Annotated in this window: 16 protein-coding genes; 8 read left to right on the top strand and 8 right to left on the bottom strand. The window is 71.2% G+C overall.

Annotation, left to right across the window (positions count from 1 at the left end; genetic code table 11):
• Positions 1–21: 21 nt before the first annotated feature.
• The 3 genes from AB0C03_RS00380 to AB0C03_RS00370 all read right to left on the bottom strand — a co-directional run bounded on the left by AB0C03_RS00380 (position 22) and on the right by AB0C03_RS00370 (position 2,896).
• Positions 22–363, bottom strand: a complete 342-nt coding sequence (locus AB0C03_RS00380; RefSeq protein ID WP_030333934.1) for an ArsR/SmtB family transcription factor — start codon at positions 361–363, stop codon at positions 22–24.
• Positions 364–564: 201 nt separating this feature from the next.
• Positions 565–1,758, bottom strand: a complete 1,194-nt coding sequence (locus tag AB0C03_RS00375; RefSeq protein ID WP_210866714.1) for an endo-1,4-beta-xylanase — start codon at positions 1,756–1,758, stop codon at positions 565–567.
• A gap of 316 nt (positions 1,759–2,074) precedes the next feature.
• Positions 2,075–2,896 carry a PIG-L family deacetylase gene (locus AB0C03_RS00370; protein WP_210859398.1) on the bottom strand — a complete coding sequence of 274 codons (822 nt, stop codon included), beginning with the start codon at positions 2,894–2,896 and terminating at the stop codon, positions 2,075–2,077.
• 191 nt (positions 2,897–3,087) lie between these two features.
• On the opposite strand from AB0C03_RS00370, the gene AB0C03_RS00365 reads away from it, so the two are divergent.
• Entirely contained in the window at positions 3,088–3,993 is a 906-nt protein-coding gene (locus AB0C03_RS00365; protein WP_357633010.1) for an alpha/beta fold hydrolase, read from the top strand.
• A 4-nt stretch (positions 3,994–3,997) separates the two neighbouring features.
• Here AB0C03_RS00365 and prfH read toward each other — a convergent pair whose 3' ends face one another.
• Complete coding sequence (gene prfH, locus AB0C03_RS00360) at positions 3,998–4,627, bottom strand: peptide chain release factor H (RefSeq protein WP_357633007.1); 630 nt, start codon at positions 4,625–4,627, stop codon at positions 3,998–4,000.
• Complete coding sequence (locus AB0C03_RS00355; RefSeq protein WP_357633004.1) at positions 4,624–5,811, bottom strand: RNA ligase RtcB family protein; 1,188 nt, start codon at positions 5,809–5,811, stop codon at positions 4,624–4,626. Before AB0C03_RS00355 ends, prfH begins: the two co-directional genes overlap by 4 nt.
• A gap of 171 nt (positions 5,812–5,982) precedes the next feature.
• On the opposite strand from AB0C03_RS00355, the gene AB0C03_RS00350 reads away from it, so the two are divergent.
• A complete protein-coding gene (locus AB0C03_RS00350; protein WP_210866710.1) occupies positions 5,983–6,513 on the top strand; it encodes a P-loop NTPase family protein in 531 nt (176 codons plus the stop codon).
• Between the two features lie 153 nt (positions 6,514–6,666).
• Here the strand turns inward: AB0C03_RS00350 and AB0C03_RS00345 are convergent, their stop codons facing one another.
• Positions 6,667–7,902 carry an ice-binding family protein gene (locus AB0C03_RS00345; protein ID WP_357633001.1) on the bottom strand — a complete coding sequence of 412 codons (1,236 nt, stop codon included), beginning with the start codon at positions 7,900–7,902 and terminating at the stop codon, positions 6,667–6,669.
• 240 nt (positions 7,903–8,142) lie between these two features.
• On the bottom strand, positions 8,143–8,796 hold the full coding sequence (locus AB0C03_RS00340; RefSeq protein ID WP_030333951.1) for a class I SAM-dependent methyltransferase: 654 nt from the start codon (positions 8,794–8,796) through the stop codon (positions 8,143–8,145).
• A 130-nt stretch (positions 8,797–8,926) separates the two neighbouring features.
• On the opposite strand from AB0C03_RS00340, the gene AB0C03_RS00335 reads away from it, so the two are divergent.
• Positions 8,927–9,682, top strand: a complete 756-nt coding sequence (locus AB0C03_RS00335; RefSeq protein WP_030333953.1) for an SDR family oxidoreductase — start codon at positions 8,927–8,929, stop codon at positions 9,680–9,682.
• A gap of 10 nt (positions 9,683–9,692) precedes the next feature.
• Here AB0C03_RS00335 and AB0C03_RS00330 read toward each other — a convergent pair whose 3' ends face one another.
• On the bottom strand, positions 9,693–11,924 hold the full coding sequence (locus tag AB0C03_RS00330) for a hypothetical protein (RefSeq protein WP_357632996.1): 2,232 nt from the start codon (positions 11,922–11,924) through the stop codon (positions 9,693–9,695).
• A 219-nt stretch (positions 11,925–12,143) separates the two neighbouring features.
• On the opposite strand from AB0C03_RS00330, the gene AB0C03_RS00325 reads away from it, so the two are divergent.
• The 5 genes from AB0C03_RS00325 (at position 12,144) to AB0C03_RS00305 (ending at position 16,614) form a co-directional block, all read left to right on the top strand.
• Positions 12,144–13,289, top strand: a complete 1,146-nt coding sequence (locus tag AB0C03_RS00325) for an FUSC family protein (protein WP_357632993.1) — start codon at positions 12,144–12,146, stop codon at positions 13,287–13,289.
• Between the two features lie 91 nt (positions 13,290–13,380).
• Positions 13,381–13,905: a hypothetical protein gene (locus tag AB0C03_RS00320; protein WP_030333959.1), complete on the top strand. Its 525-nt coding sequence runs from the start codon at positions 13,381–13,383 to the stop codon at positions 13,903–13,905.
• Positions 13,906–13,976: 71 nt separating this feature from the next.
• On the top strand, positions 13,977–14,819 hold the full coding sequence (locus tag AB0C03_RS00315; RefSeq protein ID WP_210866705.1) for a DUF4097 family beta strand repeat-containing protein: 843 nt from the start codon (positions 13,977–13,979) through the stop codon (positions 14,817–14,819).
• A gap of 32 nt (positions 14,820–14,851) precedes the next feature.
• Complete coding sequence (locus AB0C03_RS00310; protein WP_030333963.1) at positions 14,852–15,829, top strand: daunorubicin resistance protein DrrA family ABC transporter ATP-binding protein; 978 nt, start codon at positions 14,852–14,854, stop codon at positions 15,827–15,829.
• Complete coding sequence (locus tag AB0C03_RS00305) at positions 15,826–16,614, top strand: ABC transporter permease (protein WP_030333965.1); 789 nt, start codon at positions 15,826–15,828, stop codon at positions 16,612–16,614. Before AB0C03_RS00310 ends, AB0C03_RS00305 begins: the two co-directional genes overlap by 4 nt.
• Positions 16,615–17,097: the final 483 nt, after the last annotated feature.

Here is a 17,097-nt window from a genome sequence, read left to right as displayed (position 1 = left end):
GGGCCGGCTCCCCGGCCCCGGTCAGCGGGCCCGCTTCGTCGCCCGCTTCCGGGGTGGCGTCAACAGGTCGGCGATCTGCGCGATCGCGGCGGGCACCAGGCGGTAGTACGCCCAGACCCCACGCTTGTCGCGTTCGAGCAGGCCGGCCTCGGTGAGGATCCGAAGGTGATGACTCACCGTCGGTTGAGAGAGATTGAGCGCCGACGTGAGGTCACTCACTGACGCCTCACCCTCCGGCGCGGACTGGATCAGGCTGAGCAACCGGAGTCGCGCCGGATCGGCGAAGGCCTTCAGCACCCCCGCTAGCCGCTCGGCATCGGCCCGCTTGATGGGATCGCCGGTGAGCGGCGAGATCGCAGGCATGGCAGTTTTCGCAGTTCCCACGCCTGCCATAGTGACACCAACACCATCAATAAACCGGCAGAAACCGACACCAGCCCTCCGATGGCGTCCAGATGGCGCAACGACGCCACCGAACGTGAGTCGAACGCCGACGTCCGTGGTGGCGGACGGGCCGTGTGGAGCTTCGGCAAGCTCCACACGGCCCGTCCGGCGAGATGCGTGTCAGCGGCGCGGTTTGGGGGCGACGCGGGGCAGGACGTACGGCGGCCCGGCGAAGATCAGGTCGGACTTCAACTCGTGGTAGGCCCGCTTGGGCTGGTAGTTCTCGTCGTAGATGGTGGCCAGGCCCTCCGGCGGGTCGCTGAACCAGCCGGGCACCCACGAGTGGTTGTCACTGAAACCCCAGACCGTGTACGACAGGCAGCTCCGCACGGCGAGGCACGCCTTCATCAGCACGCTGAAGTTGGCGGCCGACGCCTGGAGCCGCGGGTTGATCTCCTCCGAGTTGCCGGCCTGGACACCCGCCGTCAGTTGACTGCGGACGTCGACCTCGGTGAACGCCGTCGCGACGCCGAGCCCGCTGAACTTCTTCAGCGCCGCCGTCACCTGGAGGGTGTCGAAGTTGCCGTACTGGGTGCCCAGGTGGCCCTGGGCGCCGACGCCGTCGATCGGGACACCCTGAGCGCGCAGGCTCCTGGTCATGTCGTACACGAACTGGGTCTTGTCGTCGGCCGGGTTGCCCGAGCCGAACGCCTCGATGTTGTAGTCGTTGTAGAACAGCAGCGCCTTCGGGTCGGCGGCCCGTGCCCAGCGGAACGCGTCGGCGATGTAGCCGGGCCCCAGGTTCTGCGCCCAGAAACCCTTGTAGTGCAGTGTCGACGGGGTGTCCCAGGGGTCGCTGACCGCCTCGTTGACCACGTCCCACTGCCAGATCTTGCCCTTGTAGCGGTTGACGACAGTGGTGATGTGCTTGCGCAGCAGCTCGCGCAACTCCTGCTTGCTGATGGAGCCGTCGGCGACGCCACTGGTCAGCCAGGCGGGCAACTGGTTGTGCCAGACCAGCACGTGACCACGCACGCTCTGCCGGTTGCGCTTGGCGAACTCCACGAACTCGTCGGCCGGAGCCCAGTTGTAGGTGCCACGGGTGGGCTCCAGGCTCTCCCACTTCATCACGTTCTCGGCGGTGACCGAGGCGAACTCGGTGGAGGCCAGCTTGCGGTACTGGGGGTCGCTGGCGTCGTTGAGGGCGTCCATGTCCACCGCGGTGCCGACGTGCAGACCGTGGCGCAGGCCGAGGGTGGCGAGGCTCTGCGTCGTGGGGTCGTACGGCCGGCTCGCGGTGGCCGGCACCGTGTTCAGCGTCGCGACGGTCGCGACGGCGACCAGGCCGACGGTCGACCACTGCCTTAGCTTCATGTGCCTTCCTTCCAAGCGATCAATGGGAATGTGTCGATCAAGGAGGCGAGGGTCCGGTGCTGGCCGGCGGGAACGTGGTCGGGTGGGCGGGCGACACCGGTAGTTCCGGCCGGAAACCGGAAACCCGCTCGAAACGTTAAGCCGATCGATGTCTGGGCGTCAACGGTGAAAACTTCCGGAAATTCATCACATGACCTGCGCAGCCCTGGGCCACCAAGCGTCGAAACTTCCGGGATCAGCTTCCGGCCCCGGCGCACGCCGGTGGCATCGTCGACGCGGTGGTCGACGATGCCAGGGTGCCGTTGGGTAAGACCGGTCAGCGCAGGCCGGCGAAGAGGTCGTCCTCGGGGGTCGGCGCGCCGGTCCGGTCCCGGACCCGCAGGAAGGTCTCCACGCCCATCAGCTCGGTGAACCGCTCCTGACCGAGTTGCAGGAAGAAGATGTTCTCGGTCTGACTGGCGTGCGTGGCCAGCGCGTTGAACTTCTGCGCGCCGAACTTGCTCGTGTCGACCCAGGTGGTGATCTCGTCGTCGGGGAGGCCGAGCTGCGGCTGCGACGCGTCCGGCTCGGCCCAGTCGACGCCGAGCTCCTTCATGATCCGACCGAACTCCGCGAACGCCGTACGCGGCACCGTGGTCCAGTAGACCTTCGCCGGGACGTCCGTCTGCTCGACGGCGGCCATGGTGATCCGATGCGCCTGGATGTGGTCCGGGTGGCCGTAGAAACCGTTCTCGTCGTACGTGACGATCACGTCCGGCTGGTACTGCCGGATCAGCTCCGCGAGCCGGGTCGCCGCCTCCGCCACCGGGGTCGTCCAGAACGCGCCGGGCTGGTCGTTGGTCGGCCAGCCCATCATCCCCGAGTCGGCGTAGCCGAGGGTCTCCAGGTGGGTGACGTTCAGCGCCGCGCAGCTGGCCTCCAGCTCGGCCTGACGCATCGCCACCACGGCGGCCGGGTCGTGCCCCTCCTCGCCCGGCTTGACCCCACCCGGGCCGTCCCCACATCGCCCGTCGGTGCAGGTCACCAGCACGGTAGTGACCCCCTCGGCGGCATAGCGGGCGAGGACGCCGCCGGTGCTCGTCGCCTCGTCGTCGGGGTGGGCGTGCACCGCCATCAGGGTCAGAGGTCGCTCAGCCATGCCAACACCCTACGGTTCCGCGGCTACCACCCCACGACCTCCACCCGCAACGACGGCGGGGAGCGGGCATCCTACCCAGTTCGGCATCCGCGCAGCGGTCCTTGTGTGAACGGTGATCACGTCCCGGGCGGGTCGCTAGATTCGGCCGTGATCAGCCCAACCGAGCAGGTCCGGACGTGGGGAGAGAGCCGATGGCAAGAGCCGCTGGCGGGTTCACCGACCTGCGACAGGTCGAGGCCGGACTCCTGAACGTGGGGTACGTGGACGCCGGGCCGCCCGACGGGGACCCGGTGATCCTCCTGCACGGGTGGCCCTACGACATCCACAGCTTCGTCGACGTCGTACCGCTGCTCACCGCTGCCGGTCACCGGGTCGTCGTCCCGTACCTGCGGGGTTACGGCACGACCCGGTTCCTCTCCGACGACACCATGCGCAACGGCGAACCGGCGGCGATGGGGCTCGACCTCATCGCCCTGATGGACGCCCTGAAGATCGACACCGCGAAGCTGGCCGGCTTCGACTGGGGCGCGCGGACCGCCGATGTCGTGGCCGCGCTGTGGCCCGAACGCTGCCGAGGGCTGGTCTCGGTCAGCGGCTACCTGATCGCCAGCCAGGAATCCGGTAAGGCGCCGCTGCCGCCGAAGGCGGAGTTGGCGTGGTGGTACCAGTACTACTTCGCCACCGAGCGCGGGCGGGAAGGTTACGACAAGAACCGGCGCGCCTTCAACAAGCTGATCTGGCACACCGCGTCCCCCCGGTGGACCTTCGACGACGCGACCTACGACCGCAGCGCCGCGGCGTTCGACAACCCCGACCACGTCGACATCGTGATTCACAACTACCGGTGGCGGATGGCCCTCGCCGACGGCGAGGCACAGTACGACGAGATCGAGCAGCGCCTCGCCGGGCAACCGAAGATCAACGTGCCCAGCATCTCCATGGAAGGCGACGCCAACGGTGCGCCCCACGTCGAGCCCACCGTCTACGCCAAGCAGTTCACCGGGCCGTACGAGCACCGGACCGTGGGCGGCGGCGTCGGGCACAACCTGCCGCAGGAGGCGCCGCAGGCCTTCGCGGACGCGGTGCTGGAGGTCTGAGTCGCTAGCCTCCCGGCCGCCGGGGCGTCGGACGTTCCACCCGCACCGGGTCGCCGCGGACCAGCCCGTCGTGGATGCGCCAGCGGGCGGTGGTGACGGCCCGCCGGGCCGCCTCGTCGCCCTGCTCGACGCGTTGGCGCAGCAGCTCCACCGCGATCCGGCGGTTGAGACTGAACTGCCGCTCCTCGTCCACCACGACGACGATGCCCGAGGGGCGGTGCGTCGCGCGTACCGCGGTGCTGGCCTTGTTCCGGTGCTGACCACCCGGCCCGCCGGTGCGGCAGGCGACGACGTCGACGTCCGCCTCGCGGAACGTCGTGGGTCGGGCGTCGCGTTCGGGTGGCTGGGCGGTGACGTACCAGTTCTTCCGGCCGCTGCCCGACCGGTACGGGCTGGGGGCCTGCCAGCACAGCGTCCCGGTCCACGACGCCGCGAACGCCTCGGCGTCGGCGCCGGAGATTCGGATCAGCACCGACCGGTAGGTGCCGGCGCGGTCACCGGGCACCGCGCGCACCTGCTGGATCGTCAGACCTCGGCGGGTGCCCTCGCCCCGCAGGCGGTGCAGCAGCTGACCCAGTGCCCAGGCGCACTCCTGCGGCCCCCGTCCCGCCGACAGCAGCAGGAACACGTTCACGACCGGCCCCGCCTGCCGCGGTGACCCCGCCGGTCCGCTCGGGCGGCGGACCCGGGATCGGGCGTCTTGTAGGTGACCACTGGCGTCGTGGCGAGCACCGGCGTGGCCAGGCGGTGCTCGACCAGGTCGGCGATCACCTGCTCGATGCGCTTGTACGCGGTGGGCGCCTCCTCGAAGAGCAGCTGCCGGTCACCGCACACCACCAGCGACCCGACCGGGGTACGCCGCAGCTCCTCGACGGTGTGCTTGGCCCGGCCCCGCCGCAGTGCGTCGGCGCGCGACATCTTGCGGCCCGCGCCATGGGCCACGGAATGGTTGGCGTCCGGCCCGGCGTGCGCGGCCACCAGGTAGGACGCCGTGCCCCGGGTGCCGGCGATCAGGACGTCGCGCCCGTCACCCGGCGCCGCGCCCTTGCGGTGCAGGTAGATTCCGTCCCGAACCTCAACCAGGTTGTGGCACTGGTCGACGATCGGCGCGGTGGGCTCGGCCCCCAACGCGTGCGCCACCCGGGCGGCCAGCACCCGGCGGTTGAGCGAACCCCAGCGCACGGCGTCGTCGTGGCTGCGCAGGTAGGCGGCGGGGTCGACAGCCGGCCCGGCACCGTGGACCTCGGTGTGCGCCCGCAGGATCCGCTCGCCCAGGCCACGGGAACCGCTGTGCACGATGAGCACGAGGTCGCCCGCGTCGAGCCCGAGTCGGCCGGCGTGCCGCCCGTCGAGGATGCTGTCGACCCGGGCCAGCTCCACGAAGTGATTGCCCCGGCCGACCGTCCCGAGCCCGTCCAGGTGACCGGCCGGAACATCACCGTCGACGGCGGCCCAGGCCGGGTCGTCGGCGTCGCGTACCGGGTCGAGCGCCTGGTCGAGGTCGGGGAACCGGGCGGCGAGCCGTTCCGGTACGGCCCGTTTCAGCTTGATCGGAAACACGGCGATGCCGCAGCCGATGTCGGAGCCCACCAGGAACGGGTACAGCACTGTCGACGCCATGGCCGCGCCGATCGGCGCGCCCTTGCCGGGATGCAGGTCCGGCATCGCGGCGACGTGCCGCATGCCGTCCAGGGCGGCGACCTGTCGACACTGGGCGAGCGCCGCGGACTCGATCCAGCTCGTCGGTGAGGCGAACACCGTGACGGTGGCCGGGGTGGACGGGGGCAGGGGCTCCCGAGGGAGGTGGTGCTGGGACAAGGAGGCTCACTTCTCGCTTGCGAACGTGGGAACGGACGGCGTCACGGCCCCGGGAGGCGTCACCGGTGGCGCGGAGCAGGGGGTGGTGTCCGTCAGTACGTCATGGCCGTCACTCTGGCCCAGGCGGGTCGGCCCGACAACTGATTTTCCTTCACGACGTACGCTGCCGCGATGAGCGCACCGCGTCGCGTCCTGGTCTACGGGGTGTACGGCTCCGGCAAGTCCACCCTCGCGGCGCGGCTGGCCGACCACCTCGGACTGCCCTGGTATCCGGTGGACGATCTGCTCTGGCAACCGGGCTGGGTCGAGGTGCCGGTCACCCAGCAGCGCAGCCGGATCGAGGAGATCTGCCGACGGGACCGCTGGATCATCGACGGGGCGTACCACGGGTGGCGGGACGTCCCGCTGGCCCGCGCCGACCTGGTCGTCGGCCTGGACTATCCACGGTGGTGCTCGTTCGGACGGTTGCTGCGCCGCACCGCCCGTCGGGTGGTCACCGGCGAGGTGATCTGCAACGGCAACCGCGAGTCGCTGAGCAGTGTGCTGTCCCGGGACTCGATCCTGCTGTGGCACGTCACCGCGTTCGGCCGGGCCCGCCGGCGGATGCGGGCCTGGCAGGCGGACCCGTCCGCGCCGCGAGTGGTGTTACTGCGCTCCCCGGCGGAGCTGGACGCTTGGCTGGCCGGCCTGCCCGGTCGGTGAGGTCGCGCGGAGAGCCGCCGAACTGAGCTCTGACCGAGCTCGCACCGGGTGCCGCACTCATTCGACCAGGTGGACGCCGCCGGCCCGCTCCATTGGGGAGCGGGCCGACGATGTCACGTGGCCCGGCCGTACTCGCGCCGGCCGGGCCACCGGTCAGGACTCCTGGCGTCGACGCCGGGCGAGGAGGAACGCGAATGCGCCCAGCACGACCATCACACTTCCCACGCCGGTCATGGTCGGGACCACACCGCCACCGGTCACCGGCAGGACCGGGGCTTGGCCGCCTGGGCCACCGGGTCGACCGGGTGCGCCAGGCGCGCCCGGGCTGCCAGGCGCTCCGGGGGGCCCGGACGGACCAGGTACGCCGGGCGCTCCGGGTGCTCCAGGGCTACCGGGCGCTCCGGGTGCTCCAGGGCTACCGGGCGCTCCGGGTGCTCCGGGGCTGCCGGGGGCACCAGGGCTGCCGGGGGCACCAGGGCTGCCGGGGGCACCAGGGCTGCCGGGCGCACCGGGGCTGCCGGGCGCTCCGGGGCTGCCGGGCGCTCCGGGGCTGCCGGGCGCTCCGGGGCTGCCGGGGGCACCGGGGCTGCCGGTCGGCCCGGGCGGGCCGGTGGGTCCGGGCGGGCCGGTGGGTCCGGGTGGGCCGGTCGGCCCGGCGCAGACCGGTGCGGTGATGACGTTGGTATCCAGGGTGACGGCGGCGGTGCGTGCCAGCGCGCGGCCCTGCAGGGTCGCGCCCGTGGCCATCGTGATCGCGGCCTGCGCCATGATTGTGCCGACGAAGGTGGTGCCCGTGCCGATCGTCGCCGAACTGCCGATCTTCCAGAACACGTTGCAGGCCGAAGCCCCGTTGATCAGGACGACGCTGCTGTTCGACGCCGTCGTCAGCGAGGAGTCGACCTGGAAGATGAACACGGCGGACGGGTCGCCCTGGCCGTTGAGCGTCAACGGTCCGGTGAGTTGGGCGGCTCCGATCCGGTAGACCCCTTCGTTGAGCGTGTTGCCGCCCAGCTCCGCCGGGAGGTTGGTGAACGGCGTCCGGCCGGCGGCATCGTTGAAGGCGATGGTCAGGTCGCTCTGAGCCTGTAGAGCGACAGCGTCACCGAGGTGCACCTCGCCGCCGATGGTTGCCGTCTCGAATCCGGACGCGGTGTTTCCGGGGTACCGACCGAGGCTCTGAGCCAGGAAGCTGGGCCCGGTGTTGGTGGGTTCCGCTCCGGCCAGGACGGAGAAGTCGGCCGCCGTGCCCAGGTTGACCGGTGCTTCCTGCGCGTTGGCTGCGGTCGAGCTGAAGAGCAGCAGGCTGGCTGCCACTGTGGCGGCTGCGCCGGCCGCAAGCGCCGGCAGGACCACCTGTCGCCGTAGCCAGTGTTTGGGTTTAGCTGTCACAGAACACCCTCCGTGGGTACTACTCGCAGGAGACGTCAAGCCAGTGGCGTCCTGCGTGATATGGCCTGTATGGCGCCGATAAGCGCGTTGACTACCACATCACGGCGGGTGTTCAAATGGGGGCAAATTGGCGCAATGACCGACGCGCATCTATCTGAATAGGACAGATATTCGCATTCTTGTTCGCCGGTTTCGACAAGCGGGCGGGTGCGCACCCGGGGCGACCGAGCAGATCTCGGCCTATCGCCGGACGGCCGGGACCGGCCTGATCGCACGGCCGAGGACGCAGGGCGAGGATGGGCTGTTGCTGGTGGCCGGGAAGCGGAACCGGCGCAGCTGCGTCACCTCGAAGCCGGCCGCTGCGATCGCCGCGACGGTGTCGCGGTTGGTGTGGCAGCCCGCGAACAGCCTCGGCCACACGGTGGCGTCGACGAGACGTTGGGCGCGGTGCAGGCCGGTGGCCTCCTCGGCGGCCACGTGCTCGAAGAACCGCACCTGGCCTCCGGGGCACAGCACCCGGCTGATCTCCGCCAACGCGCTCGCCTGATCGGGCACCGTGCACAACACCAACGCGACCACGGCCGCGTCGAACTCGCCGTCCGCGGCGGGCAGCGCCTGGGCCAGAGCGTCGACGACGGTGACCGGAATCGGCGCATCCGCGGCGGCGCGCTCGGCGGCGGCCCGCAGCCGCCGTTCCGGTTCGACAGCGAGGACCTGGGTGACAGACGGCGGGTAGTGGGCGAACATCCGCCCGTTGCCCGCACCGATCTCGATCACCCGGCCGGACAGGCCGGCGACCAGCTCCCGCCGGAACGCCGCCGTGCCGGCGCGGTCCATGGCGACGCTGAGTCGCTCGTACACCCGGGCGAACACGGGGTGGGACACCGTGGCCACGTCGACCTCCACTGATGGCGTGATCTCCGTAAGACGCTTTCTCCGGCGATTGTCCTGCATCCGCGCACGCTTTCCGTCTTACTGATGGGCAGCACGACTCAACCCAGTGCAGACAGGATGTGGTCCGACCATGAAGATCGTCGTCATCGGGGGCAGTGGCCTCATCGGTTCCAAGGTCGTGGACCGCCTCGGCGCCCAGGGCCACGAGGCGGTGGCGGCATCGCCGAAGACCGGCGTGAACACCCTGACCGGCGAGGGCGTGGCCGATGCGCTCGCCGGCGCCGAGGTCGTCGTCGACACGTCGAACTCGCCGTCGTTCGAGGACGCCGCCGTACTGGAGTTCTTCGAGACCTCGACCCGGACGCTCCTCGCCGCCGCGTCGGACGCCGGGGTGAATCACTACGTGGCGCTCTCCATCGTGGGGAGCGACCGGATCCCGGACAGCGGTTACATGCGCGCGAAGGTCGCTCAGGAGAAGCTCATCGTCGCCTCCGGAATCCCGTACTCGGTGGTGCACGCCACCCAGTTCTTCGAGTTCCTCCAGGGCATCATCGACGCCGCCACGGACGGCGACACCGTGCACCTCGCGCCGGTGCTCATCCAGCCGATGGCCGCTGACGACGTGGCGGCCGCGGTGACCGAGGTCGCGCTCGGCGCGCCGACGAACTCCGTGGTCGAGGTCGCTGGTCCGGAGCAGTTCCAGCTCGACGAGTTGGGCCGCTCGCTCCTCGCCGACCAGCAGGATCGCCGCACGGTGGTGGCCGACCCCGACGCCCGGTACTTCGGCGCCAGGCTGAACGAACGCTCGCTCGTTCCGGCCGACGGCGCCCGCACCCCCGGCACCGCCCTGGCCGACTGGCGTGCGGCGGCTGGCCGGGGACGCTGAGCCGGCCCCGCTACCTCGGCGTCGTGGTCGGGCCAGCCCGCCCGCCGAGGCGCCGCACCAGCTCCCGAACCGCCTCGGTGAACGGCTCGTCGGACTCGTCCGGCCAGTGCCCGTGGATGGGTGGGGCGACGCTGTCCCCGGGGGGCGTCACCACATCGCGGGGATCGCGCTGTCGGCGATCGACAGCTGCTGTCGGGTCGCCGGTGGTATCCGGCGCGGGTGACGGATTCGGGGAGAAGATCCAGCCACCGATGGGATCGGTGTCGCGCCACAGGTTCACCCAGCGCCACCCCACCCGCTGGCCGATCTCCTGTAGTGCCGCGTCGTCGAGGTAGGCGGGGAAGGGCCGCGCGCAGAAACGGCGCAGCGGTGATCCGTGGGTGAGCAGGGCGACCCGGTCGCCGATCTGCGGCCGCAGTTGGAGCACCGCGGCGGCGAGCAGAATCGAGCCGTGGCTGTGCCCGGTCAGCAGCACCGCGTCGCCGCGCTCGACCAGGTAGGTGATTCGGCGGGCCAGTTCCGGCACCGCCCGCCTGGAGTAGCAGGGTGGCGCGAACGGGTGGGCGGCCCGGGGCCAGAAGGTGCCAAGGTCCCAGAGGACGCCGATGTAGCGGCGGTACGGCTCGGTCCGGTACGCGAAGATGGCGCCGATGACCAGGCCGAGGATGATTGCCCCGATCACCCAGCTGCTGAGCGCGATGGCGAACGTGATCGCCTCCGCCGGCAATCGGATGTTTCGCTCGATCACGTCGCCCGGCAACTGGCCGAGCAGGCCGACCGTGGTGGTGGCCGTGGCGAGTCCGGCGAGGCATCCGTAGACCACTGCCAACGGCACCAGTTTCTCGGTGAAGCGGGCCCGAGCTATCGCGTCTCGGACCTGCCTCAGGCGGAGCTCGGCCTCGGCCGGCGCGTTCGGGAAGTCGCGCGCGACGATCGCCGCCGCAGCCCGGCGTCGACTCCGGCGGGAGATCAGGATGACCAGAACGGCGACGATCGCGGTGACCACCACCGCGCGGAAGAAGCCGTAGATCGCCCAGGTGAAGGCCCGGGGCGGGCCGGTGGCGATGCCCTCCCCGGTCGGCACGCCGCGATCCAGGAAGTCCGCCACCCGGCAGACCAGCTCTGCGGAGTACGCCACCGCCGTACTGATCCCGGTGGCCGCGACAACGAGAGCGCCCAACCCGAACAGCGGGGTGGCGTCGCGCTCCCGGCTCCGGTACCAGAGCAGCACCACGCCCAGGGCGGCCATCAGTGTCGTCTGAGCCGCGAACACACCGACCACTGTCGGGTCGTAACCGGGCAGCCCGCGCTCCTGCGGCCACGGCTGCGAACTGGTCGACACGTGTGCCACGACGACCACGGTCAGGATGATGGCAGCGGTCCGGAGGGTGCGGGTGACCCGGTCGAGCCGCTGGTCGGCGGGGTACCGGTCCATCAGTGGCGGGGTGCAGAGCATCCCCACGCAGCTCGTCAGGATCACCCCCGTGATCGCCGTCAGCGCGATGGTGGCCGCCGAGGCGTCTCTCGCACCCTGGGCGAGGAGCAGGACGAGGTCCAGCGTCGCGAACGCGGCGGCGACATGGATGGCCCGCAACCGGCCCACCAGCGGCTCGGCGTCCCACTGGCCGACGGTGTCGAGCCGGCAGGCGGAGCCGCCCTGATCGGGTGCGCGAAACGCCTCGAAGGCTCGCCCCGGACGACAGCTGATCAGCCAGATCAGGCCGATCGCGGCGGCCGGGACCAGCGCGAGCACCGCCAGCCGCGGCCCGATCGTCCGCCCACCCAACCAGGACAACCAGCTGCGTCCGGTGAGGCAGCTCGGCGAGGCCAGGCACTTCCAACCGACGAGGTCCAGGGCGACGCCGGCGATGGCGAGCACGTACAGCACGGTGAGCGTGAGCCCCAGCACCCGGCACAGGGACTTGACCGCCGCCTCGGAAGCCGGGTTCGCCGGGCGCATCCAGATCGCGACGTTGACAAGCATGAAGGGGAGCAGGAACACCACCGCCAGGGTGCGGGTCACGGTGCCCGACGGCAGGTCACCCCAGCGGTACGCCTCCAGCGTCACCCCCGGCACGCTCGCGCTGTCCGAGGACCGGAGGCGCGGCCGGTAGAACCCGCCACTGCGGTCACCGGCGACCTGCCCGGTCTGCTGCAGGCCCAGCACCTGTGCGGGACTCGCGCCGGAGACTCCGTGCACCCGTAGCTCCACGACGCCACCGGAGCTGTCCGGCCCGCTCAACCGCGCTGATCCATCCGACGTCCCCCCGAGGCGTCCCGCCGCCCTTGTCCCGCTACCCCACCTCGACGACACGCGCCGGGGCCGGCGGCCGAGCGGGTCTACCCGAACCGGACCCGCTCAATCTCGGCCGTCCCTGGTGCTGCCACCCGATCGGCGCGCTGTGGTCGACCGGCCCGTGCGTGCGAGGGTTGAGCCGGTCGTGGCGGGGTAGGTGCCGCCATGGTCGCTGCCGGTCGGCGCGGAGCGGACGCGGGCCCGTCGACAGCGCGGCGCTGGGAACGCCTGCTGGCCGCCTGGCACGACCGGGTCCGTCGGGTACGCGCCATCGGCGGCCTCGCCCTGCAGGCCGGCCTGGCGGCGGCACTGTCCTGGTTCGTGGCGCACTCGCTGCTGCACGTGTCGCAGCCGGTCTTCGCGCCGATCTCCGCCGTCTCGACGCTCGCCGCGTCCGTCGGCCAGCGGTTGCGTCGCACCATCGAGCTGATCATCGGTGTGACCGTCGGGGTGCTGATCGGCGACCTGCTGCTCCTGGTGACCGGCACCGGGTGGTGGCAGCTCGCCCTGATCGTGGTGCTGGCGATCGTCGTCGCGCTCTTCCTCGCCGGCAGCGCGGCGGTGGTGATCCAGGCCGGGGCGACGGCGGTTCTCATCGCCACGCTCAGCCCAACCGTCCGGGACCTGGAGATCCCGCGGTTCGTGGACGCGTTGATCGGGGGAGGGGTGGCGTTGCTGGTCACCGCCGTGTTGCTGCCGCTGAACCCGCTACGGGTGCTCAACCGGGCCGCCCGGCCGGCGTTCGATCTCCTGCTGACCCAGCTCGACGCCACCGCCGAAGCGCTGGCCGAGCGGGACGCCGCGCGGGCCCGTACCGCCCGGGGTGAGCTGCGGCAGAGCGCGGGCCGGTTGAAGGCGTTCGTCGAGGCGGCCCAGGGCGCCCGGGAGGCGAGCACCCTGTCGCCGGTGTACTGGCACCAGCGGCACGGACCGGTGGGCCGGTACGCGCAGGCGGCGGAGCTGATCGACCGGGCGACGCGGAACAGCGGCACCCTGATCCGACGGTCGGTGACGCTCATCGAGGACGGCGAGCCGGTGCCGGAGTCGTTGTCGAGGGCGGTGGCCGAGCTGGCCGAGACCGTCCGCCTGCTCAAGCGGCAGTTCGCCGCTGGCGCTGAGCCGAATCGGGCGCGGGAGCAGGCACTGCGGGCGGTCGCGACGGCCGGGAACGCCTATCGGGACGGTGTGGGCTTCTCCGGTGCGGTGGTGGTGGCGCAGGTCCGGACCACGGTCAGTGACCTGCTTGTCGCCACCGGCCTGACGCAAGAGGGCGCGAATCACCTGGTCCGGAGGGCTTTCGGCGATCTCTGACGGTCCGGCGGCGCCCATCGGCGCCAGTTGTTGGCGCATATTTGAGCCATCGCTGTTGCCATCTGAGCCAAAGTGGTGCCATCATGGTGCCATGGAGCTGAGGTCATACGTCGAGAACCTGCGTAACGAGTTCGCCGTGGCGGCGGAGGGTGTGGACCCGGAGGCCCGGGTGCTGGCCGAACGGCTCTTCACGCAGTTGGAGGCGGCCACCCGTCTCACGCTGCTCGAAGCGCTCTCCGACGCGGCTGACGAGATCACCCGTGACCTCGCGCCGGGCTCGGTGCACGTCCGGTTGCGCGGGCGCGAACCCGACTTCGTGGTGACCCCGGCCAGCCCGCCGGCCGAGCTGGCGAGCGAGGCCAGCGGCCCGCCACCGCTGGCGGTGCCGGTGTCCGCGCCCGACGGTGACGAGGGCGGCACCTCGCGGATCAACCTCCGGCTGCCCGACCACCTGAAGGCCAGCGTCGAGGAGGCCGCTGGGCGCGCCGGGCTCTCGGTCAACGCCTGGCTGGTGCGCGCCGTCGCCGGTGCCGTCGGGGCGGGCGACCCGGAACGTCGTCCGCCGCGCCGGGTGGAGCCGACCTCCGGCCAGCGCTTCACCGGCTGGGCCCGCTAACTTCCCGTACCCCCATCCGCCGCGCCGCTGACCAGCGGCAACCTTCGCCGACCACCTTCCGGGAGACCACCATGCCTGTTTTCGAGACGCCAGAACCGATTGCCGTCCAGATCGAGCTGCCGATCGGCGACGCCTGGATCGCCGCGAGCGACCGCACCGACACGGTGGTGACCGTGCGTCCCCGCGACCCGTCGAGCAAGGCCGACGTGAGCGCCGCCGACCAGACCACCGTCGAGTTCGCCGCCGGGCAACTGGTGATCCGGGTGCCCAAGAGCTGGCGCCGCTACGGGTTCGGCCCCGGGCCGTCGGTCGACGTCCTGGTCGAGCTCCCGACCGGGTCGCGGGTGCACGCCGAGGCGTCGTGGGCGGCGTTCCGCTGCGAGGGCCGGCTCGGCGAGTGCCGGATCAAGACCGGCAGCGGCATCCGGCTCGACGAGACCGGGCCGTTGGAGATCGACAGCAGCCACGGCGAGGTCGCGGTCGAGCGCGTCCTCGGACCCGCCCGGGTGAAGGCCTCGTCCGGCAAGGTGCGCATCGGCGCGGTCGACGGCACCGCCGAGATCAAGAATTCGTCCGGCGACTGCTGGATCGGCCGCAGCGGCGGCGACGTCCGGATCAACACGGCCTACGGCGACATCACCGTGGACGCGGCGCTGGGCTCGGTGACGGCGCGTACCGCCTACGGCAACCTTCGGCTGGGTGAGGTCGCCCGCGGCGCGATCGACGTGCAGACCTCCTACGGCGCCATCGAGGTCGGCATCCGTCGCGGGACCGCCGCGTGGCTCGACGTCAGCTCCAAGCACGGCCGCGTGCACAACGCGCTGGAGTCGACCGGCAGCCCGGCGCAGACCGACGAGACGGTCGAGGTCCGGGCGAACACCTCCTACGGCGACATCATGATCCGCCGCGCCTGACCCCCACCGCGCCGACCACGAATGAGGAGACCATGACCAGCTCCACGAACCCCGCGATCGTCGCCACCGACCTGCGCAAGTCCTACGGCGACAAGGTCGTCCTGGACGGCGTCGACCTGATGATCACCGAGGGCACGATCTTCGCCTTGCTCGGTCCGAACGGGGCCGGCAAGACCACCACCGTGCAGATCCTCTCCACCCTGATCAGGGCCGACGGTGGCGATGCGCGCATCTTCGGCCACGATCTGACCCGGGAGCCCGACGCGGTACGCGCGCTGATCGGCGTCACCGGCCAGTTCTCCGCCGTCGACAACCTGCTCACCGCCCGGGAGAACCTGACCCTGATGGCCGACCTGTGCCACCTGGGCAGGGCCGCCGGCCGGCGTCGGATCGCCGACCTGCTCGACCAGTTCGACCTGACCGAGGCGGCGGCCAAGCCGGTGTCGACGTACTCCGGTGGCATGCGCCGGCGGCTCGACCTGGCGATGACCCTGGTCGGCGAGCCCCGCGTCATCTTCCTCGACGAGCCGACCACCGGCCTCGACCCGCGCAGCCGCCGGGCCATGTGGCACATCATCCGGGCGCTCGTCGCCGAGGGCGTCACCATCCTGCTCACCACGCAGTACCTGGAGGAGGCCGACCAACTCGCCGACCGGGTGGCGTTCCTCGACCACGGCCGTCTGATCGCCGAGGGCACACCACGCGAGCTCAAGCGGCTCATCCCGGGCGGTCACGTCGTGTTGCAGTTCGCCGACCAGGAAGGGCTCGACTCGGCGGCCCGGACGTTGCAGGCCGCCACCCGGGACGACGCGGCGCTCACCCTCCAGGTGCCCAGTGACGGTGGGGTCGGGTCACTGCGATCCCTGCTCGACCAGCTCGACAGCGCCTCGATCAGCGTGGCCGGGCTCTCCGTGCACACCCCCGACCTCGACGACGTCTTCCTCACCCTCACCGGTCAGCCGGACACCCGGGCCGGCCGGACCCATCACGAAAGGGCTTCCGCGCGATGAGCACCATCTCCCTCGCCGTCCGCGACTCCAGCACCATGCTGCGGCGCAACCTGCTGCACATGCGGCGGTACCCGTCGATGACCTTCCTGCTCATCGGCATCCCGATCATCATTCTGCTGCTCTTCGTCTACGTCTTCGGCGGCACGCTCGGCGCCGGCCTCGGCCCGTCCGGCGACCGCTCGCAGTACGCCAACTACGTCACGCCCGGCATCCTGCTCATCACTGTGGTCAGCGCCGCGCAGGGCACCGCCATCTCGGTCGCGATGGACATGACCGAGGGGATCATCGCCCGGTTCCGGACGATGTCGATCTTCCGACCGTCGGTCCTGACGGGTCACGTGCTGGGCAGCCTGGTCCAGACCATGCTCAGCCTCGCGGCCGTCACCGTCGTGGCGCTGCTGGTCGGGTTCCGGCCCACCGCCAACCCGGTCGAGTGGCTCGCCGCCCTCGGCGTCCTCGCCATGGTCACCTTTGCGCTCACCTGGCTGTCGGTCGCCCTCGGTCTGGTCAGTGACAGCGTCGAGACGGCCAGCAACCTGCCCATGCCGCTGATCCTCCTGCCGTTCCTCGGAAGCGGGTTCGTCCCCACCGACTCCATGCCGGCCGCCGTGCGGTGGTTCGCGGACTACCAGCCCTTCACGCCCGTCATGGAGACCCTTCGCGGCCTGCTCCTGGGCACCGGGATCGGGAACAACGCCACCATCGCCGTCGTCTGGTGCGCCGTCATCACCGTGGCCTGCTTCCTCTGGGCCAAGGCGCTCTACAACCGCAACCGGACGAGCTGACCCGACCGGCGCGCGGTCTCGCCATCAGCTCGCGGAACCGGCGGCTCGGCCCAGGGGGCCGGGCCGCCGGCTCGTGGTGTCGCGCGGCCTGCGGGGGCGGCGGCGCGCGCACCTGAGCGGGCTGTGGACCGGGTGTCCCGTCGCTGTCCGACCCGGGCGGCCAGAGCGCCTCAAGACGTCGAATGTTATCGATAACACAGCCGCGTCGCCCGGTTGCGCGCGGCGTGGGCAGCCGGTGCGGAGCGCTCACCCAAGAGCCCGCAAGGTCATTGACGGCAGTGGTGCGGATCCGAGCGGGGGAACGCGCGAGCCCGATGATGTTATCGCTGCCATTGCCACCGAAAGTTTAGGTGGTCGCTATCGGACGGTCGTCCCGCAGTGTCCGGCGCACCGCACCTGTCGCCTCGCCTGTCGACGGCCATCTGGTGGGCATCCGGTCCGCGCCGAGGCCCCGTTCGGCACCTGATCGGCGCACTTGCCGTC

Source organism: Micromonospora parva, assembly GCF_040649675.1.
GTDB lineage: Bacteria > Actinomycetota > Actinomycetes > Mycobacteriales > Micromonosporaceae > Micromonospora > Micromonospora parva.
Note: the sequence above shows the minus strand (reverse complement) of the source record. Positions and strands in the feature narration are given on the sequence as shown.

What these genes read in the sequence shown, in the direction of transcription:
- AB0C03_RS00380 (WP_030333934.1), bottom strand. Translation starts at nt 363, where the DNA reads ATGCCTGCGATCTCGCCGCTCACCGGCGATCCCATCAAGCGGGCCGAT.
- AB0C03_RS00375 (WP_210866714.1), bottom strand. Translation starts at nt 1,758, where the DNA reads ATGAAGCTAAGGCAGTGGTCGACCGTCGGCCTGGTCGCCGTCGCGACC.
- AB0C03_RS00370 (WP_210859398.1), bottom strand. Translation starts at nt 2,896, where the DNA reads ATGGCTGAGCGACCTCTGACCCTGATGGCGGTGCACGCCCACCCCGAC.
- AB0C03_RS00365 (WP_357633010.1), top strand. Translation starts at nt 3,088, where the DNA reads ATGGCAAGAGCCGCTGGCGGGTTCACCGACCTGCGACAGGTCGAGGCC.
- AB0C03_RS00350 (WP_210866710.1), top strand. Translation starts at nt 5,983, where the DNA reads ATGAGCGCACCGCGTCGCGTCCTGGTCTACGGGGTGTACGGCTCCGGC.
- AB0C03_RS00335 (WP_030333953.1), top strand. Translation starts at nt 8,927, where the DNA reads ATGAAGATCGTCGTCATCGGGGGCAGTGGCCTCATCGGTTCCAAGGTC.
- AB0C03_RS00325 (WP_357632993.1), top strand. Translation starts at nt 12,144, where the DNA reads ATGGTCGCTGCCGGTCGGCGCGGAGCGGACGCGGGCCCGTCGACAGCG.
- AB0C03_RS00320 (WP_030333959.1), top strand. Translation starts at nt 13,381, where the DNA reads ATGGAGCTGAGGTCATACGTCGAGAACCTGCGTAACGAGTTCGCCGTG.
- AB0C03_RS00315 (WP_210866705.1), top strand. Translation starts at nt 13,977, where the DNA reads ATGCCTGTTTTCGAGACGCCAGAACCGATTGCCGTCCAGATCGAGCTG.
- AB0C03_RS00310 (WP_030333963.1), top strand. Translation starts at nt 14,852, where the DNA reads ATGACCAGCTCCACGAACCCCGCGATCGTCGCCACCGACCTGCGCAAG.
- AB0C03_RS00305 (WP_030333965.1), top strand. Translation starts at nt 15,826, where the DNA reads ATGAGCACCATCTCCCTCGCCGTCCGCGACTCCAGCACCATGCTGCGG.